General features: G+C 43.3%; 22 protein-coding genes. 2 read left to right on the top strand and 20 right to left on the bottom strand.

Translation table 11 applies throughout. The annotated features are described in order from the left end of the window. Positions 1-63: 63 nt before the first annotated feature. The 19 genes from BGP15_RS25410 to BGP15_RS25320 form a co-directional block, all read right to left on the bottom strand. Positions 64-2,640 (bottom strand): glycoside hydrolase family 5 protein, encoded by a 2,577-nt coding sequence (locus BGP15_RS25410; protein WP_286771050.1) that lies wholly within the window; start codon positions 2,638-2,640, stop codon positions 64-66. Between the two features lie 149 nt (positions 2,641-2,789). Beyond that, the gene (locus tag BGP15_RS25405) at positions 2,790-5,858 is read right to left on the bottom strand and encodes a hybrid sensor histidine kinase/response regulator transcription factor (protein ID WP_286771049.1); all 3,069 of its coding nucleotides are present in this window, start codon (positions 5,856-5,858) and stop codon (positions 2,790-2,792) included. 3 nt (positions 5,859-5,861) lie between these two features. Continuing rightward, the gene (locus tag BGP15_RS25400; RefSeq protein ID WP_286771048.1) at positions 5,862-6,680 is read right to left on the bottom strand and encodes a ligand-binding sensor domain-containing protein; all 819 of its coding nucleotides are present in this window, start codon (positions 6,678-6,680) and stop codon (positions 5,862-5,864) included. Positions 6,681-6,849: 169 nt separating this feature from the next. Then, a complete protein-coding gene (locus tag BGP15_RS25395; protein ID WP_286771047.1) occupies positions 6,850-8,034 on the bottom strand; it encodes a glycoside hydrolase family 76 protein in 1,185 nt (394 codons plus the stop codon). Positions 8,035-8,101: 67 nt separating this feature from the next. Further along, the gene (locus tag BGP15_RS25390; protein ID WP_286771046.1) at positions 8,102-9,226 is read right to left on the bottom strand and encodes a glycoside hydrolase family 76 protein; all 1,125 of its coding nucleotides are present in this window, start codon (positions 9,224-9,226) and stop codon (positions 8,102-8,104) included. Positions 9,227-9,239: 13 nt separating this feature from the next. Further along, the gene (locus tag BGP15_RS25385) at positions 9,240-10,382 is read right to left on the bottom strand and encodes a SusE domain-containing protein (RefSeq protein ID WP_286771045.1); all 1,143 of its coding nucleotides are present in this window, start codon (positions 10,380-10,382) and stop codon (positions 9,240-9,242) included. Positions 10,383-10,456: 74 nt separating this feature from the next. Then, positions 10,457-11,380 carry a RagB/SusD family nutrient uptake outer membrane protein gene (locus BGP15_RS25380; RefSeq protein ID WP_286771044.1) on the bottom strand — a complete coding sequence of 308 codons (924 nt, stop codon included), beginning with the start codon at positions 11,378-11,380 and terminating at the stop codon, positions 10,457-10,459. A 48-nt stretch (positions 11,381-11,428) separates the two neighbouring features. Beyond that, positions 11,429-12,082, bottom strand: a complete 654-nt coding sequence (locus tag BGP15_RS25375; protein ID WP_286771043.1) for a RagB/SusD family nutrient uptake outer membrane protein — start codon at positions 12,080-12,082, stop codon at positions 11,429-11,431. A gap of 11 nt (positions 12,083-12,093) precedes the next feature. Further along, the gene (locus BGP15_RS25370; protein ID WP_286771042.1) at positions 12,094-15,465 is read right to left on the bottom strand and encodes a TonB-dependent receptor; all 3,372 of its coding nucleotides are present in this window, start codon (positions 15,463-15,465) and stop codon (positions 12,094-12,096) included. Between the two features lie 280 nt (positions 15,466-15,745). Then, complete coding sequence (locus tag BGP15_RS25365) at positions 15,746-16,918, bottom strand: FecR family protein (RefSeq protein WP_286771041.1); 1,173 nt, start codon at positions 16,916-16,918, stop codon at positions 15,746-15,748. Positions 16,919-17,022: 104 nt separating this feature from the next. Beyond that, positions 17,023-17,622: an RNA polymerase sigma factor gene (locus tag BGP15_RS25360; RefSeq protein ID WP_286771040.1), complete on the bottom strand. Its 600-nt coding sequence runs from the start codon at positions 17,620-17,622 to the stop codon at positions 17,023-17,025. 261 nt (positions 17,623-17,883) lie between these two features. Further along, positions 17,884-18,333, bottom strand: a complete 450-nt coding sequence (locus BGP15_RS25355) for a hypothetical protein (RefSeq protein ID WP_286771039.1) — start codon at positions 18,331-18,333, stop codon at positions 17,884-17,886. 8 nt (positions 18,334-18,341) lie between these two features. Continuing rightward, positions 18,342-18,956, bottom strand: coding sequence for a CHAP domain-containing protein (locus tag BGP15_RS25350; RefSeq protein WP_286771038.1), 615 nt, complete (start codon positions 18,954-18,956; stop codon positions 18,342-18,344). Continuing rightward, positions 18,875-19,261 carry a hypothetical protein gene (locus BGP15_RS25345; RefSeq protein WP_286771037.1) on the bottom strand — a complete coding sequence of 129 codons (387 nt, stop codon included), beginning with the start codon at positions 19,259-19,261 and terminating at the stop codon, positions 18,875-18,877. The genes BGP15_RS25350 and BGP15_RS25345 overlap by 82 nt, the downstream gene beginning before the upstream one ends. Positions 19,262-19,306: 45 nt before the next feature. Then, positions 19,307-19,861 carry a DUF6266 family protein gene (locus BGP15_RS25340; protein WP_286771036.1) on the bottom strand — a complete coding sequence of 185 codons (555 nt, stop codon included), beginning with the start codon at positions 19,859-19,861 and terminating at the stop codon, positions 19,307-19,309. A 91-nt stretch (positions 19,862-19,952) separates the two neighbouring features. Continuing rightward, the gene (locus tag BGP15_RS25335) at positions 19,953-20,597 is read right to left on the bottom strand and encodes a DUF6266 family protein (protein ID WP_286771035.1); all 645 of its coding nucleotides are present in this window, start codon (positions 20,595-20,597) and stop codon (positions 19,953-19,955) included. A 148-nt stretch (positions 20,598-20,745) separates the two neighbouring features. Continuing rightward, positions 20,746-20,874 (bottom strand): hypothetical protein, encoded by a 129-nt coding sequence (locus BGP15_RS25330; protein ID WP_286771034.1) that lies wholly within the window; start codon positions 20,872-20,874, stop codon positions 20,746-20,748. Positions 20,875-21,114: 240 nt separating this feature from the next. Further along, positions 21,115-21,573, bottom strand: coding sequence for a hypothetical protein (locus BGP15_RS25325; RefSeq protein ID WP_286771033.1), 459 nt, complete (start codon positions 21,571-21,573; stop codon positions 21,115-21,117). After that, positions 21,566-22,615, bottom strand: a complete 1,050-nt coding sequence (locus tag BGP15_RS25320) for a hypothetical protein (RefSeq protein WP_286771032.1) — start codon at positions 22,613-22,615, stop codon at positions 21,566-21,568. Before BGP15_RS25320 ends, BGP15_RS25325 begins: the two co-directional genes overlap by 8 nt. Before the next feature lie 532 nt (positions 22,616-23,147). Between BGP15_RS25320 and BGP15_RS25315 the strand changes: the two genes are divergently transcribed. Continuing rightward, a complete protein-coding gene (locus tag BGP15_RS25315) occupies positions 23,148-23,762 on the top strand; it encodes a cyclic nucleotide-binding domain-containing protein (protein ID WP_286771031.1) in 615 nt (204 codons plus the stop codon). Between the two features lie 271 nt (positions 23,763-24,033). Further along, on the top strand, positions 24,034-24,258 hold the full coding sequence (locus BGP15_RS25310; RefSeq protein WP_108632577.1) for a hypothetical protein: 225 nt from the start codon (positions 24,034-24,036) through the stop codon (positions 24,256-24,258). Between the two features lie 54 nt (positions 24,259-24,312). Here the strand turns inward: BGP15_RS25310 and BGP15_RS25305 are convergent, their stop codons facing one another. After that, complete coding sequence (locus tag BGP15_RS25305) at positions 24,313-25,557, bottom strand: TlpA family protein disulfide reductase (protein WP_286771030.1); 1,245 nt, start codon at positions 25,555-25,557, stop codon at positions 24,313-24,315.

Raw genomic sequence — 25,557 nt, 5'->3', positions numbered from 1 at the left:
TCCTTACAGCCTGACGGATTATTATCCATGCCCTACTAATCGGTGGCATTGAGCAGCTGATCGCTATTCGAGCCATATCGCAGCTATGGATAGTGCCACCCCTTCCATCTTTTCGCCTGAAACGATTAGTTTTTCGATCTCCCTTTTGTCAAATTGAGCCGGAACTGTAGGTTCAAAAAAACGTTCAAGAAAAACAGGATAAGGAGCAGGTAGCAAAGCCGTAGGCACAAGCTTTAGGTCGGCTAGATCCAAACGGACCACTGTTTCACCGGATGCCCCAATAGCTATATTATCCACATAGGTATACCCTTTTTTTGTCACAAACCCAGCATTCAGTAGCGGATTCCCGCCCTCATGTTTCAAGAGTATACAGAGCTTTGTGGCAGCAGCGATACCCGCAGGCCGTTCAGCAATTGTCGATTTGATATCTTTTACCCAAAAATACTGTACCCCCGAATCCTTGGCATGAAAGGTATACGTCCAAAAAGGAACTTTACTGAGATCATGATGCTCCCGTTGCGCAGTCATGTAAGCCGTTTCCGGAATAGCGAAAGTTTCCAAAGAAGAGACTTTGGAGAAGGATTCAAAAAGCCCTATAGGCGCACGCTGCTCATATAAGCCCACGGTCCAATAACTATTGACGCGATAATTCCATTCCAGTGGGGCTCCAGTCTGATTGTCTGGGTAAGTAATTTTTTCACCACCCACAAACACAGTAGCTGTATATTTCAATTCATTGCCGACTAATAAGGATGCCGGGATGTCCGCTTCATAGGTACAGTTATCTGTGGAGATCAACTTGATGTAGGGATTATGATCTTTCCAAAACGAAACCTGATCCGTTTGTAGAATAATGGAATCGGGCTGTTTTTCAAAAACATAACGGAACTGCAATTTGGTAGAGCGCCCTTTTTCCAATACTTCGGGCTGCTGGTGTATCAATAAAGGCTGCTTCAGCGCTTCCGTTTTTGGCGCGTAATATTCGCCCAAATGGCCATTTTTCCAGGGCGAGGAAGCTAGCCAGCTATTTTTCAGCTGGAGATTCTTACGCTTTAACAGATATACGCCAGGCTTAACACTAAAACTTGTTTTAGTGACTGAAATAGCTTCATCGCTGTTGTTTTTCCCTAACAGTGACCGGACGGTAAACAGATCGCCTAGATCAGGAATCCGAATATCGATTATCTGTGACCGATACAGGATATGTACCACCTCCCGATCGAGCGATGGCTTGGCAAAAGGATCAGCGATTTTTTCTGCATCCGGCATAACCTCCAAACGCCATAGACCATCTTCCAGTCGATCTAAAAAATAAGCACCAGATCCACCGTACTCCACCACAGGTGATGAGCCATGACCGGCAATATGTTGCAATTTCACTGGATTTAAAGGCCTTACCGTCGTATTATTGGTGTAAAAATACTTATCCTGCGCATTCATCAGGGAGAGATCCTGCTCATAACTAACGCTAAAATCGCCAAATAGGGTGTCTTGAGGGTACTGTTCAAACTTTTTATTTCTCGGTATCGTATAAGCCACCTCTGCAGCAATCATGGTACTCAGTGCTTTTGCCGGTGTATAAGCCAAATTGAGATAATGTGTCTGATATTCGGTATTGTAGGCTGCAATATCCATCGGATCGTAAGCAAACTGAGTGATCCACTGAAATCCCGCCGAACGAAATGTGCGGCTCATCGCGGGATGCATATAGCTGTAGAGATTATCAGCAGGATCATATTCGTAAACTGCTTTCGCTTTGTTGGCGAAGCCTTTCAAGTTTGAAAAAGGGATGTTGTACTGATCAATGTAAGGAAGAAAATTCCCCTGACGTTCCCGTCCAGCAACCAGTCCCACAGGATACCATTGATAAGTTGTGCCTTGTATATCAGCATCAAAATAAGCCTTAACATGTTCCATATTATGACTTACATTGTAGAAAATCGGTTTTTTATTCCCGCTTTTCTTCATGGCATTCACCATTCGACCGATATAGTCCGACGTCGTCTGAATGGCACCTGTATGGCAAGGTTCATTATTTATTTCAAAGCCTATGATGTAAGGGTCCGTCTGATAAGCATTTCCGGTATACGGGTTGACATGATGAAGTAACTGGGTAATGTATTTTTCTTGAGCAGCTATCGCCTGTGGATTAGCATGAACCGCACACTTATCATAATGATACGTAAATGCATCTGTATTTATATTTCTTTCAGGATAACCATTACCAAAATTGGTCATTCCCGTAATCAGGATCCTAATTCCCCTTTCCTGAAGTTTAAAAAGTAGATAATCCAATAGATCAAGGTGTTCATTGCTGATCAGGTTACCACTTTTATCGGAGATTTCTACATCCCAAATATGGATACGATAAGCGTTATATCCCAAACGGGCGAAGTGATAAACGTCCCGATCAATAGCCCGCTTTCGATCGATGCCTTTATCGTGTAAAGCCCGAAAGGCATGGGCAAAAGGAACGGTATAATTGACGCCATAAAATGAAGCTTCAGCTTTGGAGTCGGACCAGCGCATGACACCTTCACGGTCGACAAAAACTGTAGGGACCTTTTTAATAGCCTTCGATTGAGCGTAAGAATTGACATAGCCCAAGAGAGCAAAGCAGCATAAAATAATTACACGCATGGATTGTATCGATTTATAATTTTTTGGTTATTACTCTTACAAACCTATCAAACGTGATTATTTTTTAAAGCCACATATCGGACAAAGAACAACACAAATTGGACATTCCCAACCATCCAAAACAACAAACAATACTAACAATCAACCACTTACAAATAACCTTCCATATACACCTTTGGTGACATCCCAAATTCCGATTGAAAACATTTTGAGAAATAAGAAGCATTGGAGAATCCGACCATATACATCACCTCGGAAACGGTAAACTTTTTTTGCTGTAATAACAGCGCTGCTTTCTTGATACGAATGCTGCGTATATACTCCACCGGTGTATAGCCTGTTAGTTGCTTAATTTTACGATGGAGTTGTCTGGCGGCGACATCCGTGAGCTCACTGAGCCGCTGCACCGAAAATTCCGAATCGTCCAAATTTTCTTCGATCAGCTGTGTCACATTGGTCAGAAATTTTTCATCCGGTGAATGTACAGCTATTGCTTCTGTGGGTTTACTGATTTCGTCGATACGCAATTGAGCGACAATCTTATCTTTCCTATCCAAGAGCTGCAATAGCTGTATCTGGAGCAAGTCCAGATCAAAAGGTTTCGCCATATAAGCATCTATGCCGACGGCAACCCACTCGCGTCTGATCAGCTCATCGTTTTGTGCTGTCAGCAAAATGATCGGAATGGTTGCCGTCACGATATTTTGTCGTAGTTTTTTCACCATTTCAATTCCCCCCATATCGGGCATCATGGCATCAGTGAGAATAATGTCGGGCACAAAAGTATGTCCGTCGATCAAGCGTAAGCCCTCGCTACCATCACTCACAATGCGGCAATCGTAATGTGGCTGCATGGCATTTCGTAAAAAATCAGCGAGTTCGGCATTATCTTCGACGATCAGTAGTTTTCGTTTAGCCCCTACCGGTATGCTATCGGTCTCATCCTTATCGTTTACATGGTCATGTTTCCAACTAAGCGTTACGGCTGTGCCCTTTTGATCGCTCGCTATATCAACGCTCCAGCCCAACTGCTCACAATAACTTTTGACCAGGTACAGACCAACGCCCGTCCCCTGTACAGCACTCACTTCTTTCAGGGAAGAACGATAGAATTTGCTGAAGACATAAGGCAGGTCTTCGGGTGCTATACCAATTCCCGTATCCCGAACGATAAGCTTGACATCCGGACCAATTACTTTCAGCTGCAGTTCCACGCTACCCTCCGGACGATTATACTTACAGGCATTAGCGATGAGGTTGTTGAGAATCGATCCCAGTTTGGCTACATCGGTCTGTATAAAAAAGCTCTCTACATCGGTAACAAAGTCAATATGGACGGTACTGTACTCAGGCACCTGCTGCCAGTCAGCTATAATTTGTCTGCTATAGGCGACCAGATCCATCTGAGAGGTAAGCAGGCCCTGCAAGGGCGTCTGTTGCTGCTCGACCTGATCAAAAGTCATCAATTCCTGGATGAGATGGCTTATTTTTAAGGCATTTCGATGAACACCATCCAGCTGCTTCTTTTTGTCACTGTTCTTTGTCTGCCGCATCATTTGGCTGATAGGGGCCAAAATCAGGCTCAACGGGGTTTTCAGCTCATGCGACACAGCTGTCAGGAAGTCCATTTTCATCTTTGTGAGCTCAAGTACCTTTCTCCGTTCGCGCCTTTCCCATTTTAGCGTACTGCGAACCCTGAAAAAATTGACGACCCAAAATAGCAGGAAAACAACAATGAGGACGTAAGCAGCTTTAGCCCAATAGCTTGCATACCATGGATAACGGATCTGAATATGGTAGGTATAAATCTCCGACACAACATGACCGGCGACATCCACTTTAGCCAACTGAAGGTCGTAGTTACCCGAACTTAAGTTGGACAGAAGCACTTTGTTATCACCCCGTTCCATCGGAATCCAGGTTTCATTTTTTCCTTTAAAAGCATAAGCTAGGCGATAGCCCAAATGATTTCCATAATCCAAATCGGAAAATTCAAGCCGGAGGTTATTCTGATCATGCGCCAAAGTGATCTCGTTTTTATACCGTAAGCCATAGTCGTAATTACCGAAACGTTCATTATTGACATACATTGCGGTGAGCACAATCTTTTTGGAACCATCCAGATCCGCTAGATCATTTTGCGCGGGCAACAGGACCACCTCATCAATTCCGCCCAGCACCACTTGTTCCCGCTCGGCATCGTAGTACATTGAGGATATCCTTTGTCCGTATCTTAACAATTCAGTTTTTAAACTCTGCTTATTAACCTGCCATACCCCAGTACTTGTTGCCAGCCAGATGCTTTCTTTGACCTCGGCCATGGCAGTTACTTCTCCTTTACCAACAGGATCAAAACGAACCAATGTATTTTTCCCGTCCGGAGCAATACGCCTCAATTCGCCATGTTCCCCTACCCACACCGTATGCTGCCCATCCTTCAGCATAAAGGTCGCCTGATCCAATGCATGCCCAGCGCTGTCTTTAAGTTCCGTTATTTTCCCTGTGGCCACATCAATGCTACTGATCCCCTTATTATAGAACAGCGCCAAGATCTTCCCCCTACCATTGTCAACGATCTGATTGGCAAAATCTTCCAGAAGACCGTCAGCTTTACTGAAATTACGGCTTGCTATGACTGGGCCCGTCGCCTCCAATAAACGGCTTCGGCTGACGACAAATATTCCCCCCATATAGGAGGCCACCCAGAGATTATCCTGTCCATCTTGTAAGATGTCGTACGACCATTTCGCATTTCGTCTTCCACTGGCATCGACAATTGTAAAGGTTTTAAACTGTTTCCTATGCGCATCAAACACATTGACGCCGCCGTCTGAGGCTATCCACACCAATCCCGTATGATCCTCAAATATATCCCGGATACGGTTGTGTGCCAGACGATAGGTCTTGGCATCCATACGGTACCAGCTGCTTTCCGTATTTTTGTCGTCCAGCCCACGTACACGGATCAAACCATTATCGCCGCCCAGCCAATACCAGCCATTGCGATCCCTGTTAATTTTATAAAAACGATTGCCGTCGCTGCTCGCAGTCAATTGATAGATCGGCAGTATTTTTTCCACCTTACGGTTGGACCATAAGGAAAATCCCAGGTCTGTACCCAGCCAGATATTTTCCGACCGATCCTTAAAGATACTCCACACGATGTTATTGGCCAGCGAGTTTCTATTTCGGGAATCATGTTTGATCCGTTTGACCAACTGCTACGTAAAAAGACCATCATCCGTACCGACAAGCAAGGTGTTGGAATCTTTGGAAGCCATCGCTTTGATGGGATGATTTTGTAATACCGGAGTTTTCTGAAGTGTATGGTTCTTCGTATTATAGCGATACAGGCCATATTCAGTTCCCACATAGGTACTTGCCGATTCCGGAATAGAAAATATAGAATTCACAAATTGATTACTCCCCGGCCTATAATCTGGGAGCGGTAGAGGAACAATATCTTTTTTTGATGGATTTAATTCAAAAAGTCCATTATACGTACCGATTAAGATTCTATCGCCCACCTTTTCCAGTGCATACACGGCGGTTTTTGATTTGTTCTTTGGAAATGAATTCTGATAATCGATAAGTTTACGTGTCTTGGTATTATAGCAATACAAACCACTTATTGAACCTATCCACAAGGTGTCGCCAACAAGGAGCAAAGACCTGACATCTACAGGTCCCCCTGTCGGAAAAGATTCAAAACGATCGAACTGATAATTATAAAGCAATACTCCCTGCCCTGTCCCCAATGCGAAATATTTATTATCGATCAGTGCAATACAGTAAACGAACGTCTGAAAAGGAGATTTGGTCCCAGTGAGCGGCTGCAGCGCATAGCCATCATAATTAAATAACCCATTGTTACTTCCCAGCCAAAGCATCCCCAAGCTATCCTGTGCAAAAGAGTGGACTGTATTTGCATTCGTTCCCAAGGAAATATTGCGAAAAGAGGGATAATCCAGCGATTGCCCGAAAACAGCCGTACCCACGAAGGAACAGACAAGTAACCAATAGAAATAAAGAGATTGCATTTTTTATAAGCGCTATACCACAAACTTAATTATTTCAAATGGAATACCACTTATTCAATCAATCGCCCCAAACGGAAATAGCATCCTGTAACAGGAGTTAAATCATCGCGCGATGGAAGCAATCGAACTTGGTCGCGCCTCCCCCTATTGTCATCAGCAAATTATGACATTAATATCCTAGTCGCGCCAAACGTCCATACATCTCCACAAAAGCACATTGATCTAACAGCCACTTGGATTTTTGCTTTTTCTCCAAAGCCCAGTCGACATCAAACAGCCCGTCGTGATCCCTCATTTTATACCATGCGCGGTCTAGGTTTTTCGCAAAAATGTCCAGATACTTTCTATTTCCATCCTGTTCAAATAAACTGACATATCCTCTCATCATTACAGCATGAAACCATACATTACTATTCTTTAACACTGGAAAAGTATCTTGGTCCCTGGACTGAAAAAAATACGCTAAACAAGCTTTTGCCAGCTCTTGGGCATCGACCAGATATTTTTTTTCCTTGGTCAGTTTGTAAAGCAACACTGCTGCTTGCAACATCTGTCCAGCATTATAGGAATACTTGGCTTTACCAATATTTCCATTGAGCTGAATATTATCCCAATACAGCTTGTCCGCAGGATCTTGCAGGCCTGCCTTTGTCCATTCATATAAATGTCGTGCTTCATTCAGATAGTCTTTCTCCTGAGTTGCTTCAAACAGCTTTAGTGCAAACACTGCTGCTGGAGCATTGGAACAGGTATTTTTAGATTCCTTTTTCTGTTCACACCAATAGATTCCACCACCGAGCTTGTCATCCGCACCGCTTTTTACAAAAGCCCAGATCTCTTTCGCATGCTTGAGATAATCGACCTTTTTTGTCTGCAGATAACTATCGGTAAAGTCAATACCCAACCAGACGTTATCATCATAAAACCGGTCTGATGCCGGAGCAGAATTGATATAGGAAGCATAACCGACGGGCTCCCTGGAATGATCCCTATATTCCATTAATCCCGGCAGCACGCGTTGGTCTAGGATCTTTTGGTAAAGAGCTTTGTTCTTCGGGAGCTCCATCAATGTATTTACAGCGGAAAAGCTCCCCGAGAATGGCCATAGGTAGGCATATTTCTTTTGCCCGGCCGCCTGTTCGGGATTATCCAGATAGTCTGCTTTAAAGGTTTCGTCGAAGGGATATTTCTCAGTCAACAACTGGTCTTTCGTATTTCCATACTTAGCATAAATAATAGCTAGCGTTCTTTGCGCACGTTCGGCAGACTGCCCCTTATTGAGTTGCCCATAGCCTGTTAAATAGCATAAGACCGACAGCAGCACGGTCGTCATTATTTTAATGATTTGTCTCATCAGCATATATATTTTAAGAAGCCCTCGGAACCTTTTGGGTCACGAAGGCTTCTTTGTGTTCATTCTATTATTTTAATTTATTTTGATAGCTTGCTAATCCTTCAAAGAGCATGGCTGCACTTGCATAGGCCGTAATTTCACTGTTGCCAATAGGTGGCTGCGCCCAGGATGGACCAAAGAACAACGTCGGTAGACTTGTTCCCTTAGTCCAGGCAATTTTACCATTATTGACCAAAAACTTCTCAAACTTACTGCGGTAGGCTGCATCAATTCCTTCCTGATTTAAATAGTCTACGAAATATCGTATAAATATTCCCTTAAACAATGCGCCGTCGCCATTTCCTTCATCGCGCAAGATATTATTCCCGCCATCGATACAACGTGTGATTGTGTAATAACTAATTTTTTGCGCATCAACCAGATAAAGCTGGTCATTCGTAATCTTAAAAAGCTCAACCGCGCTACCAAGGAACGTTCCCTGATTATACGTAAGGGTCGTCATATCCACATTACCAGTCTGACCATTAATATTATCATAAACAGCACCTGTTGACGGATTGTACAAGGTTGCCTTTTGCCATTCGTAGATCTTCTTGGCCCAGGTCAGGTAGTTTTCATCTTTTGTCAAACGATATAATCTAGCTGCCAGAATACTAGCTGGCCCATTTGAGCAAGCATTTTTGCTATAGCGCATATCTTTCTTCCAAGCCAATCCGCCGCCTGCATATTGCTCATCCCACGCACCAGTAATATCTTTCCATAAAAGTAATACCGTGTCGAGGTATTTTTGCTCCTTGGTAATTTCATATAAGCGCAATATGGTCAGTGCATTCCATTCCATATCATCATAGAATACGTTATAATAGGTATTGCCATTTTTGATCTTCACACCTTCATACCATTTGCTGAAATAGGCACTATACTTGGCATCTTTCGTCCGTAGATAAGCATCGATAACAACATCCATCGCATGTGCATTGGGCCAATATTGAAATCCCAGATCGGATTGATTGATCGCATTGTTAAAATACCCGGACTCATTCCAGAACCCGGCGATCATCATATCGGAAACCTGTGTTGCAATAGCTGTCCAGCTTTCCTCGACGGTGTCTTCATACGGGTAGCTGTCCTCAATCTTGGTGCATCCAAAGAGTAGAAACACTATGGATGACAGTATAATCATTTTTTTCATCGGGTCTCCTCCTTTAATTTGGTACTACAGTATGCGTATAGTCTTTGTCGCCTTGTAAAATCATCGATATTTTTGTCGGATGGCCGTCTACTGCATCTACAAATTTCCATTTATCATCCCATTGCGAAAGATTGGGCAATATGCGAACGAAATAATAAGAAGGAGCTGATGAACTATTAGGAGGACTGTCCGTTCCATTCTGAGTTCCCAGCTGTAAGGTTTCAGCCTTTCCTCCCTTGACGGTTTCCATTTGGAACTTATAACGTTGGTCGCGGCCCCAACTTTCCTGTTTAAAATTGATGATACCCGTTGCAGCCCAAATTCCCTTCCCTTGATAAGGTAGATCCAACACTACAGCTCCGGATGGCGAGAAATAAACGCCCATGTTTTTGATCTCTGTGTAGGTAACTGCTGCAACATTGAAATCTATTCGAATACGATATACTGCGGTCTTAGCAATGCTGTTACTTCCGGTTTCACCTTCTTTTATTTTGGTTTGATCTTCCGAATAGAAAACACGTCCCTCAGCAGACTTGCGATCCGTAAAAATATATTTTTTACCGGCTTCCAATTTTGTAAAGATCTCATATTCACCGTTCCCTACCAATTTAAAAGGTAAGGAGGAGGCAACATCCGTCCCGCCCTCAGTTGCCTCTCCAGTGATAAATAATTCATCGGGGATTTCCGCAAAGCCTTCCAGTGTTTTGATGTTCAATACCTTCTTAGCTTTGCTCAACACCCGTTTCATTCCACGGATCGAATATACGGACCAGATTACATCGCCGCTCTCACCAGGGTTGATCCCCGCTTTCGTTGCTACCTGATTCAATATTTTGTGACTGATATTGGCGCCGTTAGAGTCTCCATTATTATCCGACGTCACTGTATAAAGAGGTTTGCTAAAATCGCCGCCGGACTTGTCGAAGACTACTTCATATTGAGCTGCCCCACCGTCGGCTACCAAGGCCGACTCCCATTCAAAATACAGCGCTGCGGAGCTGGAACTTAATAATTTGACAGCTTTTCCATCTGCAGGGGCATATAGGTTCTCAACAGCAGACACCTCTGCGTCAGCGTATTTCATATCGTCTTTTTTACAGGAGACGATGCTCGCAGCCAATGCGACCATTGCTATAACTTTAAAATACCATTTCATGTCTTTATCCTAAATTTATGGTTCGAAACGTACATTTTTTTAATGCGACGTTTGCGCTAATTTTTTAATTAAGTTTAGTTTGAGTAGCCCTGATTGTTAGGCAATAAATTTTTATTTAGATCGATCTGGGTTCGTGGTATCGACCAAAGATAGTCTCTACTTTCATCAAATCGACGGATATCCAGTTTGATATTGCTATTGTTACCGCCGTATTTAGCACCCAAAACCTGGCCGTCCAAATAAGTTTTACCCGCCTTCCAGCGCATGATATCATAGTAACGCAATCCCTCAAGTGCAAGCTCGCTTCTCCGCTCATTTCGGACAATTGTTTTCAGGTCACCGGTCGTCGGGAAGTCCAGCGCTTTTGATGCTTCAAAACCAGCCCGCTGACGAATAGGTTTGATCGTCATATCCCACACTGCTGCATTCAGTTGTCCCAGTGCTTCTTTTGCTTCTGCATACATCAATAAGATATCGGCGTACCTGAACATGATGATGTTCAATCCGGCATCATATTTTACCGTTGCTGTGACATCGTAGTATTTCTTTACGTAATACCCTGTCGCGGAAGCGTTGGCACTGGCCCCCTGATATTCGTCGAGCCGTTCCTTATCGCTTGTACCCGAGCCGGGTTTAATAAAAATCTTGCGTGTTGTACCGTCAAAATCTGTCCATTGTCCACCATGAAAAACGATGGTTGCGGCCATGCGTGGATCGCGGTTCACATAGGGATTACTATCGTTATATTGCGGATCCGTAGCAATGGTATTTCCGCCCAGTGTCAAATAATTATCAACTAGACTTTGTAATGGTGCATATCCGTTTAAACGTGCCTGTGCAGAGATCGGTGCTGCATCATATAACTTATTCCAGGTTTTTAAAAGAGGTACATAGGCATAATCCAGAATAACCTCTGCATTATATTCATTGGCTGCAGTAAACAGCTCCGGATAACTGCGGAATAATGCATAAGTTCCAAATTCCGTTTGTTTTTTCATCAGATTTTCACAGTATTCCACTACTTTATTCCAGTTGCTTTCGTAAAGTTAAGCCCGGGCTTGAAAGGCTGAAGCGGCCCCCTTGGTAATCCGGCCACGGTCGTCTACCGGTAAAGCATCTCTGTTCGGTAGATCGGCCATACATTGATCCAACTCTTGATGAATAAAGGCCATAATAGTCGCTTTTTCTGTCCGAGGAAGAGTTTTAGACTCTTCCAGTGAGATATCTTTCGTGAAGAAAGGCACAGCGCCATAGAAATTAACAAGTCTAAAATATAGAAATGCACGGATAAAGCGTACCTCGGCGATACGGCGTTTTTTGAGTGCCGCATCCATTCCGGGTACACGCTCTACATTCTCTAGATAGACATGGCAGGTCTTAATACCGCCATAGAGATCGGACCACTCTGCCCCAAAGCGGCCCAGTGTCGGATCGGCAGTTCCATTACGAATTGCGCGCTGGTCTGTGTTTGAGCGCCCCTCAAAAATATTATCACTCAGGGCTTCATCATTCCACATACGATCTGCTGAATACAGCTGATTATAGGCCATATTGACGATTTTTTCGGCATTGTCTGGATAGTCCCAAAAATTTTCATCGGTAAAACGGTCTGTTGGCAGCGTATCCAACTTATTACAGGATGTTAATTGGAGAATTGCCATTAAACTCAAGCCTCCTATAAGTATCTTATATAGTTTCATTACATAAAAGGTTAGAATTGAATATTTAATCCACCGCCATAGTATTTCAACGTCGGATAATTGCGGGCACTATTGGCCGAACCACCCATGTTAGAATCAAATTCGGAGGATTCGGGATCTATCCAGGAGTTTTTGCTCAAAGTCAGCAGGTTTTGGGCATTGATGAAAAAGCGAACGCGCAGCAATCCCAATTTCGACACTAGTTCTTTTGGCAACGAATAACCTACCTGTATATTTTTCAATCGCGCGTATTTCCCATTGAAAAGATACAGATCAGAATCTTTCCCAAAATTGTTGGTCGATGCTGTTGATCCATTTGCAGTCAATCGTGGCCAGCGCCCATCAATATTAGTCGGTGTCCAGTAGTCGAGTTGATGCTGATAAATGGTATATGAATAATTCTGATGAAATGGTTCGATCAATTCTCCGCGGATCATCATATCGCGCTTGCCTACCCCCTGCCAGAACATACTAAAATCAAAATCTTTATAATTCAGGTTATAGGTCAGCCCAAATGTAAAGCGCGGGAAACCATTGCCCAACACAAAGCGGTCCCGTGCATCGATAATTCCATCGTTATTCCGATCCACATACTTTACATCGCCCGGGCGCAGATCTGCTGCAGTAATGCCGCTCGGCAAGGCCGAAGTTTCAATATCCGTTATATTTTGAAAGAATCCGGCCATCTTGTACCCATAGTAGGAATTATAAGGTAGCCCAACACGCGTCAATTTAGTAATATTATCGACTGTTGAAATACGGTCATCGCCGGGCATCGCGATAATCTTATTGTGACTATCGCCCATATTCGCATTGATCGTATGCTGGAAATCGCCTGTTGTCGCCCGGTAGCTGAGGTTGATTTCCCAGCCCTCATTGTTCATTTCACCTAAATTCTGATTCTTTAAGGAGGTTCCGAATGTGGAAGGTATTTGTGGCGACATCAAGATATCAACTGTACGCTTTTTAAAATAATCGAAACTGGCCGTTAATTTATCGTGGAAGAAAGTGGCATCCAAGCCAACATTGAAATTATAGGTTTTCTCCCAGCGTAGATCCAGACTGGCATAATTAAATCCCGCAGCAGAAACAGGTTTGTTGTTAAATCCATAACTGTTCTGATAAGATTCATAGGTAAAATAATAGGCGTAGTCGTCTACGGCCTGATTGCCAAGAACACCATAGGTAGATCTGATTTTTAGGCTACCGACATGTTGTTTATACCAATTCATAAATACTTCGTCGGATGCCCGCCATCCGAGGGATCCCGAAGGAAAGAAGCCCCAGCGATTAGCTTTCGAAAACTTAGAGGAGCCATCGTAGCGAAAGCTAAATTCGGCAAAATACTTACTTGCAAAGTCGTATCCGGCACGACCGAAGATCGAATTGATACTATTTTGCAGCGTCCCATTTGGTGTCACACGGGCACTCACAGGATCAATTACTGTCCCTGTGGTAGGTGTACCGAGGACAGGATCAGTAAATTTCATTTTCAGTTCGTTTTGTCGGCGTGTATAGGATTCGTTGGATGCTCCAAACAGACCTGATACATGATGACTGCCAAAAGTTCGGTCATAATCCAGGAGCAGCTGAAAGTTCAGTAAGGACGCTTTTTCGTTAAAATCTTCCGTATTGCGGTCTGAATTGACGTAGACCTGAGCTTGCGTGGCATCCGGATTGGAATATAATGGCACCTGGATTCTACGGATAGAACGGTGATCTGCATAGATGTCCGCTCCGAAGATACCACGCAGTTTTAAACCTTCGAACAGTTTTGCTTCGAGATTCAGGTTGATATTAAAATAGTCGTTATCGTTTTTGATATAGCCACCTTCATTCAATTCAGCCAAAGGATTTTGATCTGTCAGTGCATTGTTGACAAGGTATTTTCCATTATCGGCCTGCATGCGGTAGTAGTAATAAGGCGGAAGTCGGGAAGCATTGATAATGGCACTTCCGGCCGTATTGCTCATGTTGTTGTTGCGGGTATAGGCTAAGATTGAGGTCAGTTTAAAACGTCCGATCTCTGTACTGAGGTTACTCCGCAAATTGTACCGCTTAATGCCAAAGTCCTGTCCGACAAAGTTGCTGGGCTGATTGTAGAAGCCGCCGGAAAACAAATAGGAACTTTTATCGCCGCCCCCGGCCACACTGATATTATATTTTTGCTGGAAAGAGTTTTTCATGATTTCCGGCAAGTTCCACCGCTCGATATCCTGATGGGCATATAAGTCGGCAATAGCCTCCGGTGAAAACTGTGGATCCATTCCTGAGTTGGTCAGCGCAAGATTACGAAGGGTCGCGTTTTCATATCCTGCAACCGGTGAAAATAAAATTTTAGGTTCTTGCACGCCCCACTGCGTGCCGACAGTGACTGCGGGCCGCTGATTCTGGCGTCCTCTTTTGGTGGTTACCAAAATAACGCCATTGGCAGACCTAGAACCATATATAGCCGTAGAACCTGCGTCCTTCAATACCGACACCGTTTCGATATCATCCGGATTGATCTTATTGAGCGTTCCGCCTTCTGTAATAATTCCATCGATCACCACCAGCGGTGCATTACTGTTTATGGTAGATATCCCACGAATATTGATATTCATCGAATTATCGTTGGGGTCCATGCTTTTCTGTTGGATGGTCAAGCTGGGCGAGGCTCCCTGAAGAGCTTGCGTTACATTGCCTACAGGTCGGTTTTCGAAAGTCTTCGCACTGATCTGATCCACGGCCCCGACCACACGCTGACGTGTCGTAGTACCATAGCCGATTACGATAACTTCTTCGAGCTGACTGTTGCTATTTTTCATGATGACATTGAGCTGCCCCGATCCATCGGTCCGCAGGGAGGACAGTTCTCCGGTCAACGCATCATAACCAACAGAGGAGAATATCAGCGTTGCTTTGGGCGAAAGGTTTGTGAGCGTAAACATACCATCACCATTGGTGGTAGTACCTATAGATTCATTTCCCTTGACCCGCACAGAGACATTTGCGAGAGGTTCGCCCCGTTCATTGGTCACACGTCCTTTTACAGGGACCTGATTTGGGGTCATCATAAACTCCATCGGTGCGGACTTTATGGAAGCTTTTGGCTTATCGTAAATGACCACTGTCTTATTATCCAACTGGTAAGACAAGGGCTGATCTTTAAAGATCTGGTCCAATACATCCGACAATTGACGGTCCCTAACTTTTATGTCTACAGGCTTCGCGTTTACCATCTGCCGTTCAGTGTACAGAAAATTGTATCCCGTCTGGGATTTGAGTTCCCTAAATATTTTCTTAAGGCTCATGTTGGAGTATTCTAATGTTACCTTTTGTGCAAAGGTGGTAGCGCTAACCTGCATAAAAGTAACCAAGATAATTATGGTTGTCAATCGCATAATAAGCCATAGTTTACGGAATAGCAGATATGCTATCTCCTTTTTTCTGATATAATTTTGATACATTTGTAAGGTTTATTTGCAGTGTATTCGAGTCGTCCAAAACAGAAACATACTGCAGATTGGATAGTTAAATTTTAATTGTCCCTAACGGCAACCGAGTCCATTCAGGATCTTGGTTGCTTTTTTATACCCCACCTTGGTGGTTATTCGTTTTGTCGTTTTTTATTCATCGGTTTATTTATTTAGGTTATTGTGTAATTAATTATTTACAGGATCATTACGGAAGTACATGTATTTTTTTTCCGTCTATTCTGAAATGAACGGCACCCGTTTTTTCGAGCAGGCTTAAGACTTTTTGAACATCATCAAAACGCGATATTCCGCCACCAAATTTCTCAGTAGTTTTTTTACCCTGATAAATGACTTCGACATTATACCAGCGTGCGACCTTGCGCATGACGCTTTCGATATCATCTTCATCGAACATAAATTCGTTGTTTGTCCAGGCTATAACCGGAGCTGTATCTATTGGGTGGGATTTTAGCACCCCATGCGCTGAAAGGCTCGACTGCTCTCCCGGCGCTAATAGCAATTTTTGATTATGTGAACTGACCTGCACACGACCTTCGAGAAGAGTGGTCTGTACTGCCGATTCGTCGGCATAACTGTTTACGTTGAAATGAGTACCGAGCACTTTGACCTGCTGATCTGCTGCCTGCACAATAAAGGGGCGTTTGGCATCCTTGGCCACTTCAAAATAAGCTTCTCCGGTGAGTGTGACAGTTCTGTCTTTCTGATTGGCGAAACTAACCGGATAGCTGAGCGAAGAAGCGGCATTGAGCCATACCTGTGTACCATCAGGTAGTTTAATCCGATAGGTTTCTCCTTTGGTTGTCGATAAGATATTTTGCTCGCTTTCGCCCTGCGTCTTACCGCTGACCTCGTAAATCAATTGGCCATCCGTTGTTTTAGAGATCCTTATGCCCGACTCTTCCACAAGCCGACCGTTTTGTGTTTCATGTAGACGAATCTGCTTGCCGTTGGCCAGCGTTAAGGTTGCGGATTGTTTTCCGGGCGATATCACATTTTGTGCAGCTTGCGGAGCTACGCTTTTATTTTCAATGGCAAGAAACCAGCGAACAATCAATAATAGTCCGATAATAGCCGCTGCGATTGCGCCGATACGTTTCCAATCCCACAGCGATCTTGTTTTCGGTTTATTGATCTGGAGATGCAATTGGTCCCAGGTATTATCCAGTACTGCCAATAAGGTTGGATCATCCAACAGATGTTGATCGATGGGATCGTCCAAAACCTCCTGGATGAGTTCTTGAAGTAATATTTTATCCTTTCCTGATTTTACATAGGACAAAAACGCACGGGAATTTTCTTCGCTAAGTTTCCCCTGTATATAGCGCCTTAACGTATATCGAAGTGTTTTCTTTTCCACAATTGGTTACTCTCTTTTCAGCTAATACACTTCAGCGGTAGAGATCATCTGCTCTGGCTGCGAATTTATTTTACTTTTTTTCTGTGGAATGAAAATTTTATGCGTTAATGCTGTTGGAGAAGTATAAAAGAAATAATGAGCAATGTGGATTTATCCAGGATTCCATGCTTCTCTTTTATATATTTCGTGGCTTTTACGATATGGTCGTTAATTGTAGAAGTCGATATACTCAATAAGTCGCTTACTTCGGCGTAGGTTTTGCCCTCAATTTTACAAAGTTTATAGATCAGTTTGCGTTGCGGCGGCAGCTGGTCAATGGTCTGTGACAGCCATTCTTCATACTGCTTTTCATAGAGTTCTTCTTCGACGTGACTGTACAAGGCTGTATTGTGAAGGCTAAGATAGGCCTGAACTTGTTTTTCGAGGTTATTTCGCCGGATAAAATTATAGACAGTATATTTGGCGATCTGGAATAGATAAGATCGAAAAGGCTGCTCGGGATCAATCAGCTCCCTCTTATCCCATACTTTAATAAATACTTCCTGTAATAGTTCGACTGCGTCTTCTTCGGACTTGACCATTTTACGGATGTTGAGATAAATACGCCCACTATACATACTGTAGACCTGCCGAAAAGCACGCTGACAGCCAGAACGAAGGGAGATCAAGACAGACTTCTCTTCAGTATTGCAGGAATATTTCATAAGTTGGTCTTTCACGCACTGTGTCCTAGTAAGTTGTGGATTACTCCCTTAATTTGGTTACAAACAAATATAACAAAACTAAAACGGTTTTGCTTTTTTTAATAAAAATTTAAAAAGATTAAGAAATTTTGATTTTTTCGATCTTGTATAACAGGAATTCATACCGCATAAAAAAGGAGATTACGGTTAATAATCCGTATCTCCTTCCTATCCCAACGATACCTCGCGAAGCCTTTCTCTAGACCTCCTTCCAAAAACAAACTAAGGCAATAGACGAGATCTATACCATCGCCAAAGGAGGAACAGGAGCAAGGTGAAACCGATGATCCAAACCTGCTGGACAGCTAGCATTTGGCGGCCATTTTTTTCATGGTTGATCTGCTTCTGATTTTCCTGTTCGCTTTTTTCAGTCAGCTCCAATACCTGTTTACGGACTCTTTTGGCGGACTCATGCCATACTAAACCTCCCGACCGGGCAGATAGACCACTATCTGGGGAGAAACGGAAAGCGCTGTCCGTCCAAAAATACCAAAGGCGGGAAAGCGTATCCTGATGATCGGAATATAGCCTTTGGAGCTGCTCGGTATACTGCTGGCGCGTATCCGTTTCTTGTTGTTTCTGATATTTTTTATTTTCGTAGATCTTGCAGGAGATCAGCAAGGATAAGAGTCCCCCGTAAGATACGATCTGGTATAGCCTTGTTTTCATCATTCCTCCTTTCAGTCCAGCCAATTTGAAAACGCATAAATGGTAGCCAAGGGACGCCGCTTGCACAACACACGATTATCCACATTTCCTTCGACTGTTACGATCCAATTGCCCTCCTTTTTGAGCACCATCCCGACATGGTTGATACGCTGAAGACTGGAGCTATAGATGGCGAAGAGATCCGCCTGCCGCACAGTCCCCTGCCTGATCTGCTGGGCCGTATACCGACGCGCCATTGGAAAAAGTGCCGGGCTCCAGGCATTCCGCGGAGCTGCAAGGCCCGCCTGGCCATAACACCAGGAGGCAAAAGCGGCACACCAGGCGTGGCCCTTTCCAAGACCAGTATACGCTAGGTATTCCTCGACCCGCTTGCCATCGTTGTGGCCAGTCGCCTCTCGCACGCCGATTTCGTGTACCGCAATATAGACAATGCGTTCTCGTACACCCGAACTGGCGTAGCGTTTCAATGATGGGGCATCCACTTGCTCCAGGTCAGGGCTGGTATTTGGGAGCTCAGCATAACTGCCTGACTGTTCCTTATCGGCTATAACAGCATCGCCAGTACCGCCAAGAAAGAGAACAGCGACAGAAAGAAAACCGAAAAATAAATAATGCATTGTTGCCATGATGTCAATTGATTAAAGTGGACACTAAATTGCTGACGAAAGAGCTTAAAAGGCTGCCAGAGAATCTCCTGTAGCCAAAAGCAGCAGTAAATCGCGAGCAACCCGGCCAATACGGCAAAGAGCAAAACCGTAAGAATACCGATATCCAATACCCCTGCCGTCGGGTCTATCACCTGGAGCAAAAGACCTGCAGCAATAAAAAATACAAGCAGACTTGCCAGCACGATGCTAAGAATCTGCCTCGTTGTTAAAGGCCAATAGATATCCTCGATATCTGCGACCAATTGTTTTTGTACTATTTTCATTGATTATTTTTTAATTATTCATCTAATAATTCCATTATGTATCAGCTATACAAATAGCCCCAAATATTGGCTATCCGAAAAATTAGCTTTGTCTCTATCGTGTACAATCAAGTAGAGATGTACGGGCAGCACTTCCATGCCTTCTGGCAGTCGCAGCTGCAACTTGCCATCCTGCCGCAGGGCTGCTTCTTCATTTATTGCGGCCAATTCTTGTGCTATTGCGTAGGCACATAGGATGATCCCATCATCCCATTCATCGCGTCTTATCCGTTCCGCTACCGGATCCCAATTGAGCGCTATATCCGCTCCCTTTCGCTCTAATGAATAAACTTTCAACGCGGACTTCACACCTGCGCTCAGTTTTGCTTTGGCGGGGTCAACCTCAATATTGGGATAAGTACCCACCATAGCATTCTGCAGTATAGCAGACATCGCCCGCCCGATAGCCGACTTTTTATTTTTACGTGAGACATAGCCCATCTGCAGGATATAATTCACCGGATTGAGAAACTTCCGCGCTTTGGTGAATTTCATGCGGACTGTTTCTGTTCCATTAACCACAAAAGATTTTCTTTCTTTTTGTTTCGATAATATTTTCATTTTATTTACTATTAAACCCATCTATATGGGGATAAACACCTTACAATTTGTAATATGACCGGCACTATGTACCGGCCATATTATTCATTCATTATACCAGATCAAACTCACCTAGATAGTTTGTCCGACTGATTCGCTTGTTCTTACGATCGGCAAAGAAGAGCCATAGCTGTCCCTTGCCACCCAGAAAGTGTTCAGGCAGTTCAATATCTGCCGCTCCCAATCCCCTGGTCGGAGTTTCTGGTGCTGTCATAAATTCATCCATCTCAGGATGGTACAGCAAAATGTAGACACGGTCGTCAAGATTACCATTCTGTATTTCAATGGCTTTGTTTGTCCAGCTGACCATTAATATGCCTGCGCCCACTTCCGCTCTAACAGTTCCGCCGGGCTGCAAACTTCCCTGGGAAATCTGTACCTTCGCATAGTCAAGCCTAAAATTGGGGTAAGTCCCTACAACAGCTGTTTTAATATTGGCCTGCAGCGCCGCATTTGTCGGCGTCATCGTATTCGCATTGACCTGCGAATAGCCTACCTGCACAAAGGGTGCGATAGGCATAATAAACTTGGCAATGGTGTAAAACCGGGCTTGCTGTATCAGTTGCTCTTCCGTTGCGGGCTTATTGCTCTTTTTTGAAAGCCCACGGATGTAATCAATGCTTTTCCAGCTTGCTCCTATTACTGATCCAGCTTTACCGCTGAATCCACCATTTGCGCCTTTTCTAATTGTTCCCATGATATTATTTTTTTTTAAATTTAACACTGTAAAAACTTGATTTATACCGGTATACAACGCTTTACACCAACAAACATAAAATCAATAAAATGGAATATCAAGGTCCGAAAAGGGATAGTCCGGTCGCTGTCCGGGCTCTTTTTTCTCATCAATCAACTCGGCTAATAAATGTCCGTTTACTGTCCACATGAGCTCGGACATTGTAACGCCCATTATCGATAATCGTAGGCATATTGCTCTTGATCTGTTCGGGACTTGTCCATAACTGATTCGGCATCCGTCTACTGTTTCTCTACTTATTGCCTACAGTTTCCCTACGCTATTAGTAGGCGAACAGTGGAGCACCTGTAGGCGAGTACAATTAGCATTGCGAACGAGATACGAATCGCTGGCGAAGAAGATTTAAAGAAGGGGCGAAGAAATAGAAAATTAAGGGTATAAAGTAAGGGCTGGCCTTGAAACGCCAAAAATCGAAACTAAACGAAAGAAGAAAATAGAAAGATCGGATCGTGGAGACTTAATCTGGAAGGTGGTGGTATTTCTTTTTAAAGTCTACCATATCTGCATGCAAAAAATATTTGCCTGTATGGTCTTTTTTGAATGGGAGAATCAGTCCCTGTTTTTCGCAACGGTATAGTGTCTTTGACACAATGCCCACATAGCGGCATACTTCTTTGCTGTGGACAAGCTGCAGGGGTGGATCGGGCAGTTTACGGAGAATCAATGCTTTGATCTGCTCAGAGGAATCCGTGATCTTATCAACAAGATACCTGAATGCGTCGTGCAAACAGGGCTGACGGCATTCTTTTGGCTTTGCAGAAAAGTCAAAACAGCCCTCACAATGTATAAATTTATTCATAGATTGGGATTTACGATCAATCGCCCTCCCCTTCCATTGTTGGAAAACCAATTGATCGGGTTTATAATAATTGAAGATTTTCATACCGACAAAGCGAATATTATCACGTCTATTCATGGATTTTAAGGATTTTATTACGGTATTGCGTAGTCTGTTCAGAAAGTAAATTAAGAAATTTACTTTTGAGCCGGCTTGAGCTTTTGCCCATCAGATTGGACCGTCTCAAAATGGCATGAAATGCCAGCTCCAGAAATGACAGGATTTCCGGATGTGTGGTGCTGACATTTTGCAGCATGAATAAGGTAAAAAAAGCCTTTGTAGGCTTATTCCCCACTCCCATCAGTGTAATGCCCTCCCGCATGACCGATTCAAAATCATAGAGTTCGATCCATGCTCCTTTAATTTTTTTACCTTCCATAATAACAGGATTGAGGTATTTCACGAGTTTATCAACCTCGTCCAACAATCCTTCAACAGTCTGTTGCTGCTCAAACTTACCGTATACATGACATTCATCAATGAGCCGGAGCAGCTTTTCAAACGTGTGCCTATCCCATATCTCTTCGCTGTCAATAGCAGCATAACTTTCAAATATGGTACGAAAGCGTGATGGCAAGTCCAAGTGTTTTACTTTTCTCAGAAACTCTTCAAAGGAGATTCCTTCGTCCACAATATGATGATAGTACATAAAGATCTTGAAAAAGGCAAGTTGCTCAAATCCCACCAGATGAAACAATGGCACCTCGGAGCATACCATTTTCATCCAGGGACTTTCGCTACGGACTAGGTTTTCCATTTCCTCACAGAGGGCCTCGATATATTGCTGAAGATCTGTAAATTCAAGGCGTAATAAGGGTATATAGCTGGAATCGATCGACAATACAGCCTGCGGTGCCGGGCGCGGTGATTTTGCAGGTTTGGCCGCTGCAGCCCGTTCTTGCAGTTTTAGCTCGATATCGCACATACGGATATCGAAATGGCGAGCAAGCCTAAAAAATTCGGGACCAGTCAAATACGTAGTCCCCCTTTGTCGATTGCGCAGCGAACGTTTTTCAATGCTGAGCAATTCCATCATTTCCGCAGTTGCTCGACCAGGATCTTTTATTTTTTCTTCGATAATCTGAAACAGGATAAGTTGTATTTCGATATCAGGCTGCATAAACTGGATAAGGCTTAAGTTAATTATGTAAAATAATAAACTTTAAATATAATATAAATCTTATTTGATTAAAAATAAAACTTTATATAAAACAAGCATTTTACCAAAAGATTTATCTAACGGTAAAATTTTTACCAAGAGGCAGCCAAAAGTAAAATATTGATCCTTTGCTAATCCATTTTGAATCTACTTTTTATTTTATCTACCAGTTTAGGCTCTATCTGGTAATAGTTTTTCGGCTTATGCTGACAGCGGTAAGAATAAAGTTTATTTTGCACACTTTTTTTGGTGATCTTGTCAAACAGCTCTTCAAGAATAGGCGAAATAATTAAACAGGACCAACATAGGTAATATATTTACCTAAACACAGACCCCCAAGTAAAACAATTACCTTTTGAATAAACTTCTTAGGATCTAAATTTACTCTATTCGAAATTCGTTTTTAATTGAATACAGAAAACATATATAAACCTTATGAGCAATTGCCTATTATTGAATATGCTATGCCATAGTATAATAACGATTTAACTAAATGGGAACATACTATTCACGAAACGATTCGCTTGTGACATTTTACAGCTATTGGGAAAAATTACATCCCGGTCTTGAGGATTTTCATAAGCGCTGGCTATTAAAAAATAGTGAGATTATACCGATGAAAAGAGGTCAGATCCTATCGGAAATGCCGCATATGCAATCCGCGCTCCACATTGTATTAGTGGGCATATTGGCCAAAGAGCGTTACTGCCCTGACCGGGATGAACGACTGATTATGACGGTAGCGCTTCCACTTATGGGATTTTTTACGACGATGCATTTTTTTAGCAAAAGTCCTGCTTTGGGTGATATAGTTTGTTTAAGATCGGGGTTAGTCTTAAAGATTCCCTACAAAGCAATAGCGCCCTATCGCAACCAGGAAAAAGCGATTGATGCATTGATTGATCTATTAGTCAATAAGAAAAAATACCAGCTTGACCATCTTCGGGTAATGGATTCATTGCTTATTGCCGCAGATCGTTATTTCTATTTTGCGGATCATTTGCCGCAGCTCTGTCATGCACTTACACAAACCCAGCAGGCCCGGCTATTACATATGTCGGTACGAACTATTCGGCGGGCTAAACGACTACATGTACGACGAAAGTAATTTTTAGGCCACCTGATGTCCTTGTTTCGGCCAAAAACTCTACAATATCTTTGATTTAACGAAAGAAGAAAAATTAAAAGATTAAGGACATGGGGAAAAACAGGAAATGGTTTCGGAATAAATTTGCGGTATTTCCCGCAGGGGTACAGCCAACACAAAATGCTGATTGCGGGCTCAGGGATTTGAGACAGCACAGCCGTTCCAGCAATGGGGCGTGACCAATTTGGAGTAAATTATGATAGTTTTTAATCATTAAAGAACGGAGGTCGTTATGGCATGGTTTTCATTAAATCCAGGCGGTAATCCTACAGTTCCAAATGACTATACCATTCAGGGAAGCCAACCTTCCTGTGCGGGTACTGATCATATCTGTGCTGTGCAAGCTACACCCGATAGCAATAATAAGCCACAGTTGACAGATGCGTTGAAAAACGAAATGATCATTGCCCTGGACAACAGGTCTGCTTCTACGAATGTAAGTCTCAAGGACTCGTAGGAAAACAGCATACATTGTTATAGATAGAGGGACGCCCAGGGCGCCCCTCCTCTGTTATTTTCTATCACTGAATTCCAGGACTTCAATGTCAACAACTTTTTCTACAACTTTTAATCCATAATGTTTCAGGTGGTGGTTCAATTCCACAAGATTTTTAAATTCCGGTAGTATGATCTGCTTTTTGACATTTACGCGGTCCACGGCAACAGGATACTTACCTGCGAGATCTAAGTAAAACGCGAGCACTCCAGTGCCCTCCATATTCAGACCATCCAGTACCACTTTTGCAGGTTTATATTTCCCCTCTATCACCCAAGCCTTCCTGCTGCGCGAAGTCCACCGCACATCGATATTAAGCCAATTATTAAGGTCATGGAGTACACGGACGGCCTTCAGGCTATCTGTTTCCGGTTGTTTGTCAAACCTTTCATAACAGATTCCATGCTGAGCCAGCCAGATCTGTCCGGTACCTGAGCCGCCAAAATTTTTATAACGGCTGGAGTCCGATACCTGCCAGCTGATCCGGGCATCGGTTTTTAAAAACAGCGTCTTTTTTATCCGGCTCCATATCGCGATGTAAGTCCCGAAAATTGGCTGATTGATAAAAGAGGTCCTGTAATAGCCCGTGATCGTATCCAACTGACTGGAATAACTGCTAGCGGGTCTGCCATCCTGATACCCGGAAAAACGAATGATTGTACTAAATGCTTTGGAATCTGCTGCCGGAGCCAAAGGCATCTCCCGTACTTCAAAATCATTTTTCAAGGGCAACTGAACTTTATTATTTTTGAATAGCGAGCGGATGTTGCTTTCCAAAATGAAATCGGAATGCGTTATTGCCTGCACTTTTCCTTTGTAAATCCAGGCGACATGAGGAATAGCACGGTGTGGAAAATACCTTTTCAATACGGTATCGGCATAGATAAGGGGGAGCTCGATCTTATGTTCCCTGATAAATGCGTTGTTTTTCCAAAATCGTTCTATCGTTGCCTGATCCTGCCAGGTCACTAATACTATCCGTACTTTATCGGACATCTCCTGCTGTATCTTTTTGAGTTTGGGCATGGACGCTATACAAGCGGTGCAGTACGTATCAAAAAAATCCAGTAGCACCACCTTCTCATTACTAACCAAGTTTTTAGTGGCGCTGGTACCGAACAGCCAGTTTTCTACTTGAATTGCCGGAAAACTATCACCTACTTTCAATTGTTTGCGAAAGAGTAGTAAAGGATCGGACTGTCCATAGACAGTACCCATTCCCAGCAGTGTAATTACGATATGTATTATATATTTTTTCAT

It is taken from the genome of Sphingobacterium sp. 40-24 (assembly GCF_001899705.1).
Classification (GTDB): domain Bacteria; phylum Bacteroidota; class Bacteroidia; order Sphingobacteriales; family Sphingobacteriaceae; genus Sphingobacterium; species Sphingobacterium multivorum.
The sequence above is the reverse complement of the archived record's forward strand: the minus strand, read 5'-3'. Positions and strand labels throughout refer to the sequence as shown.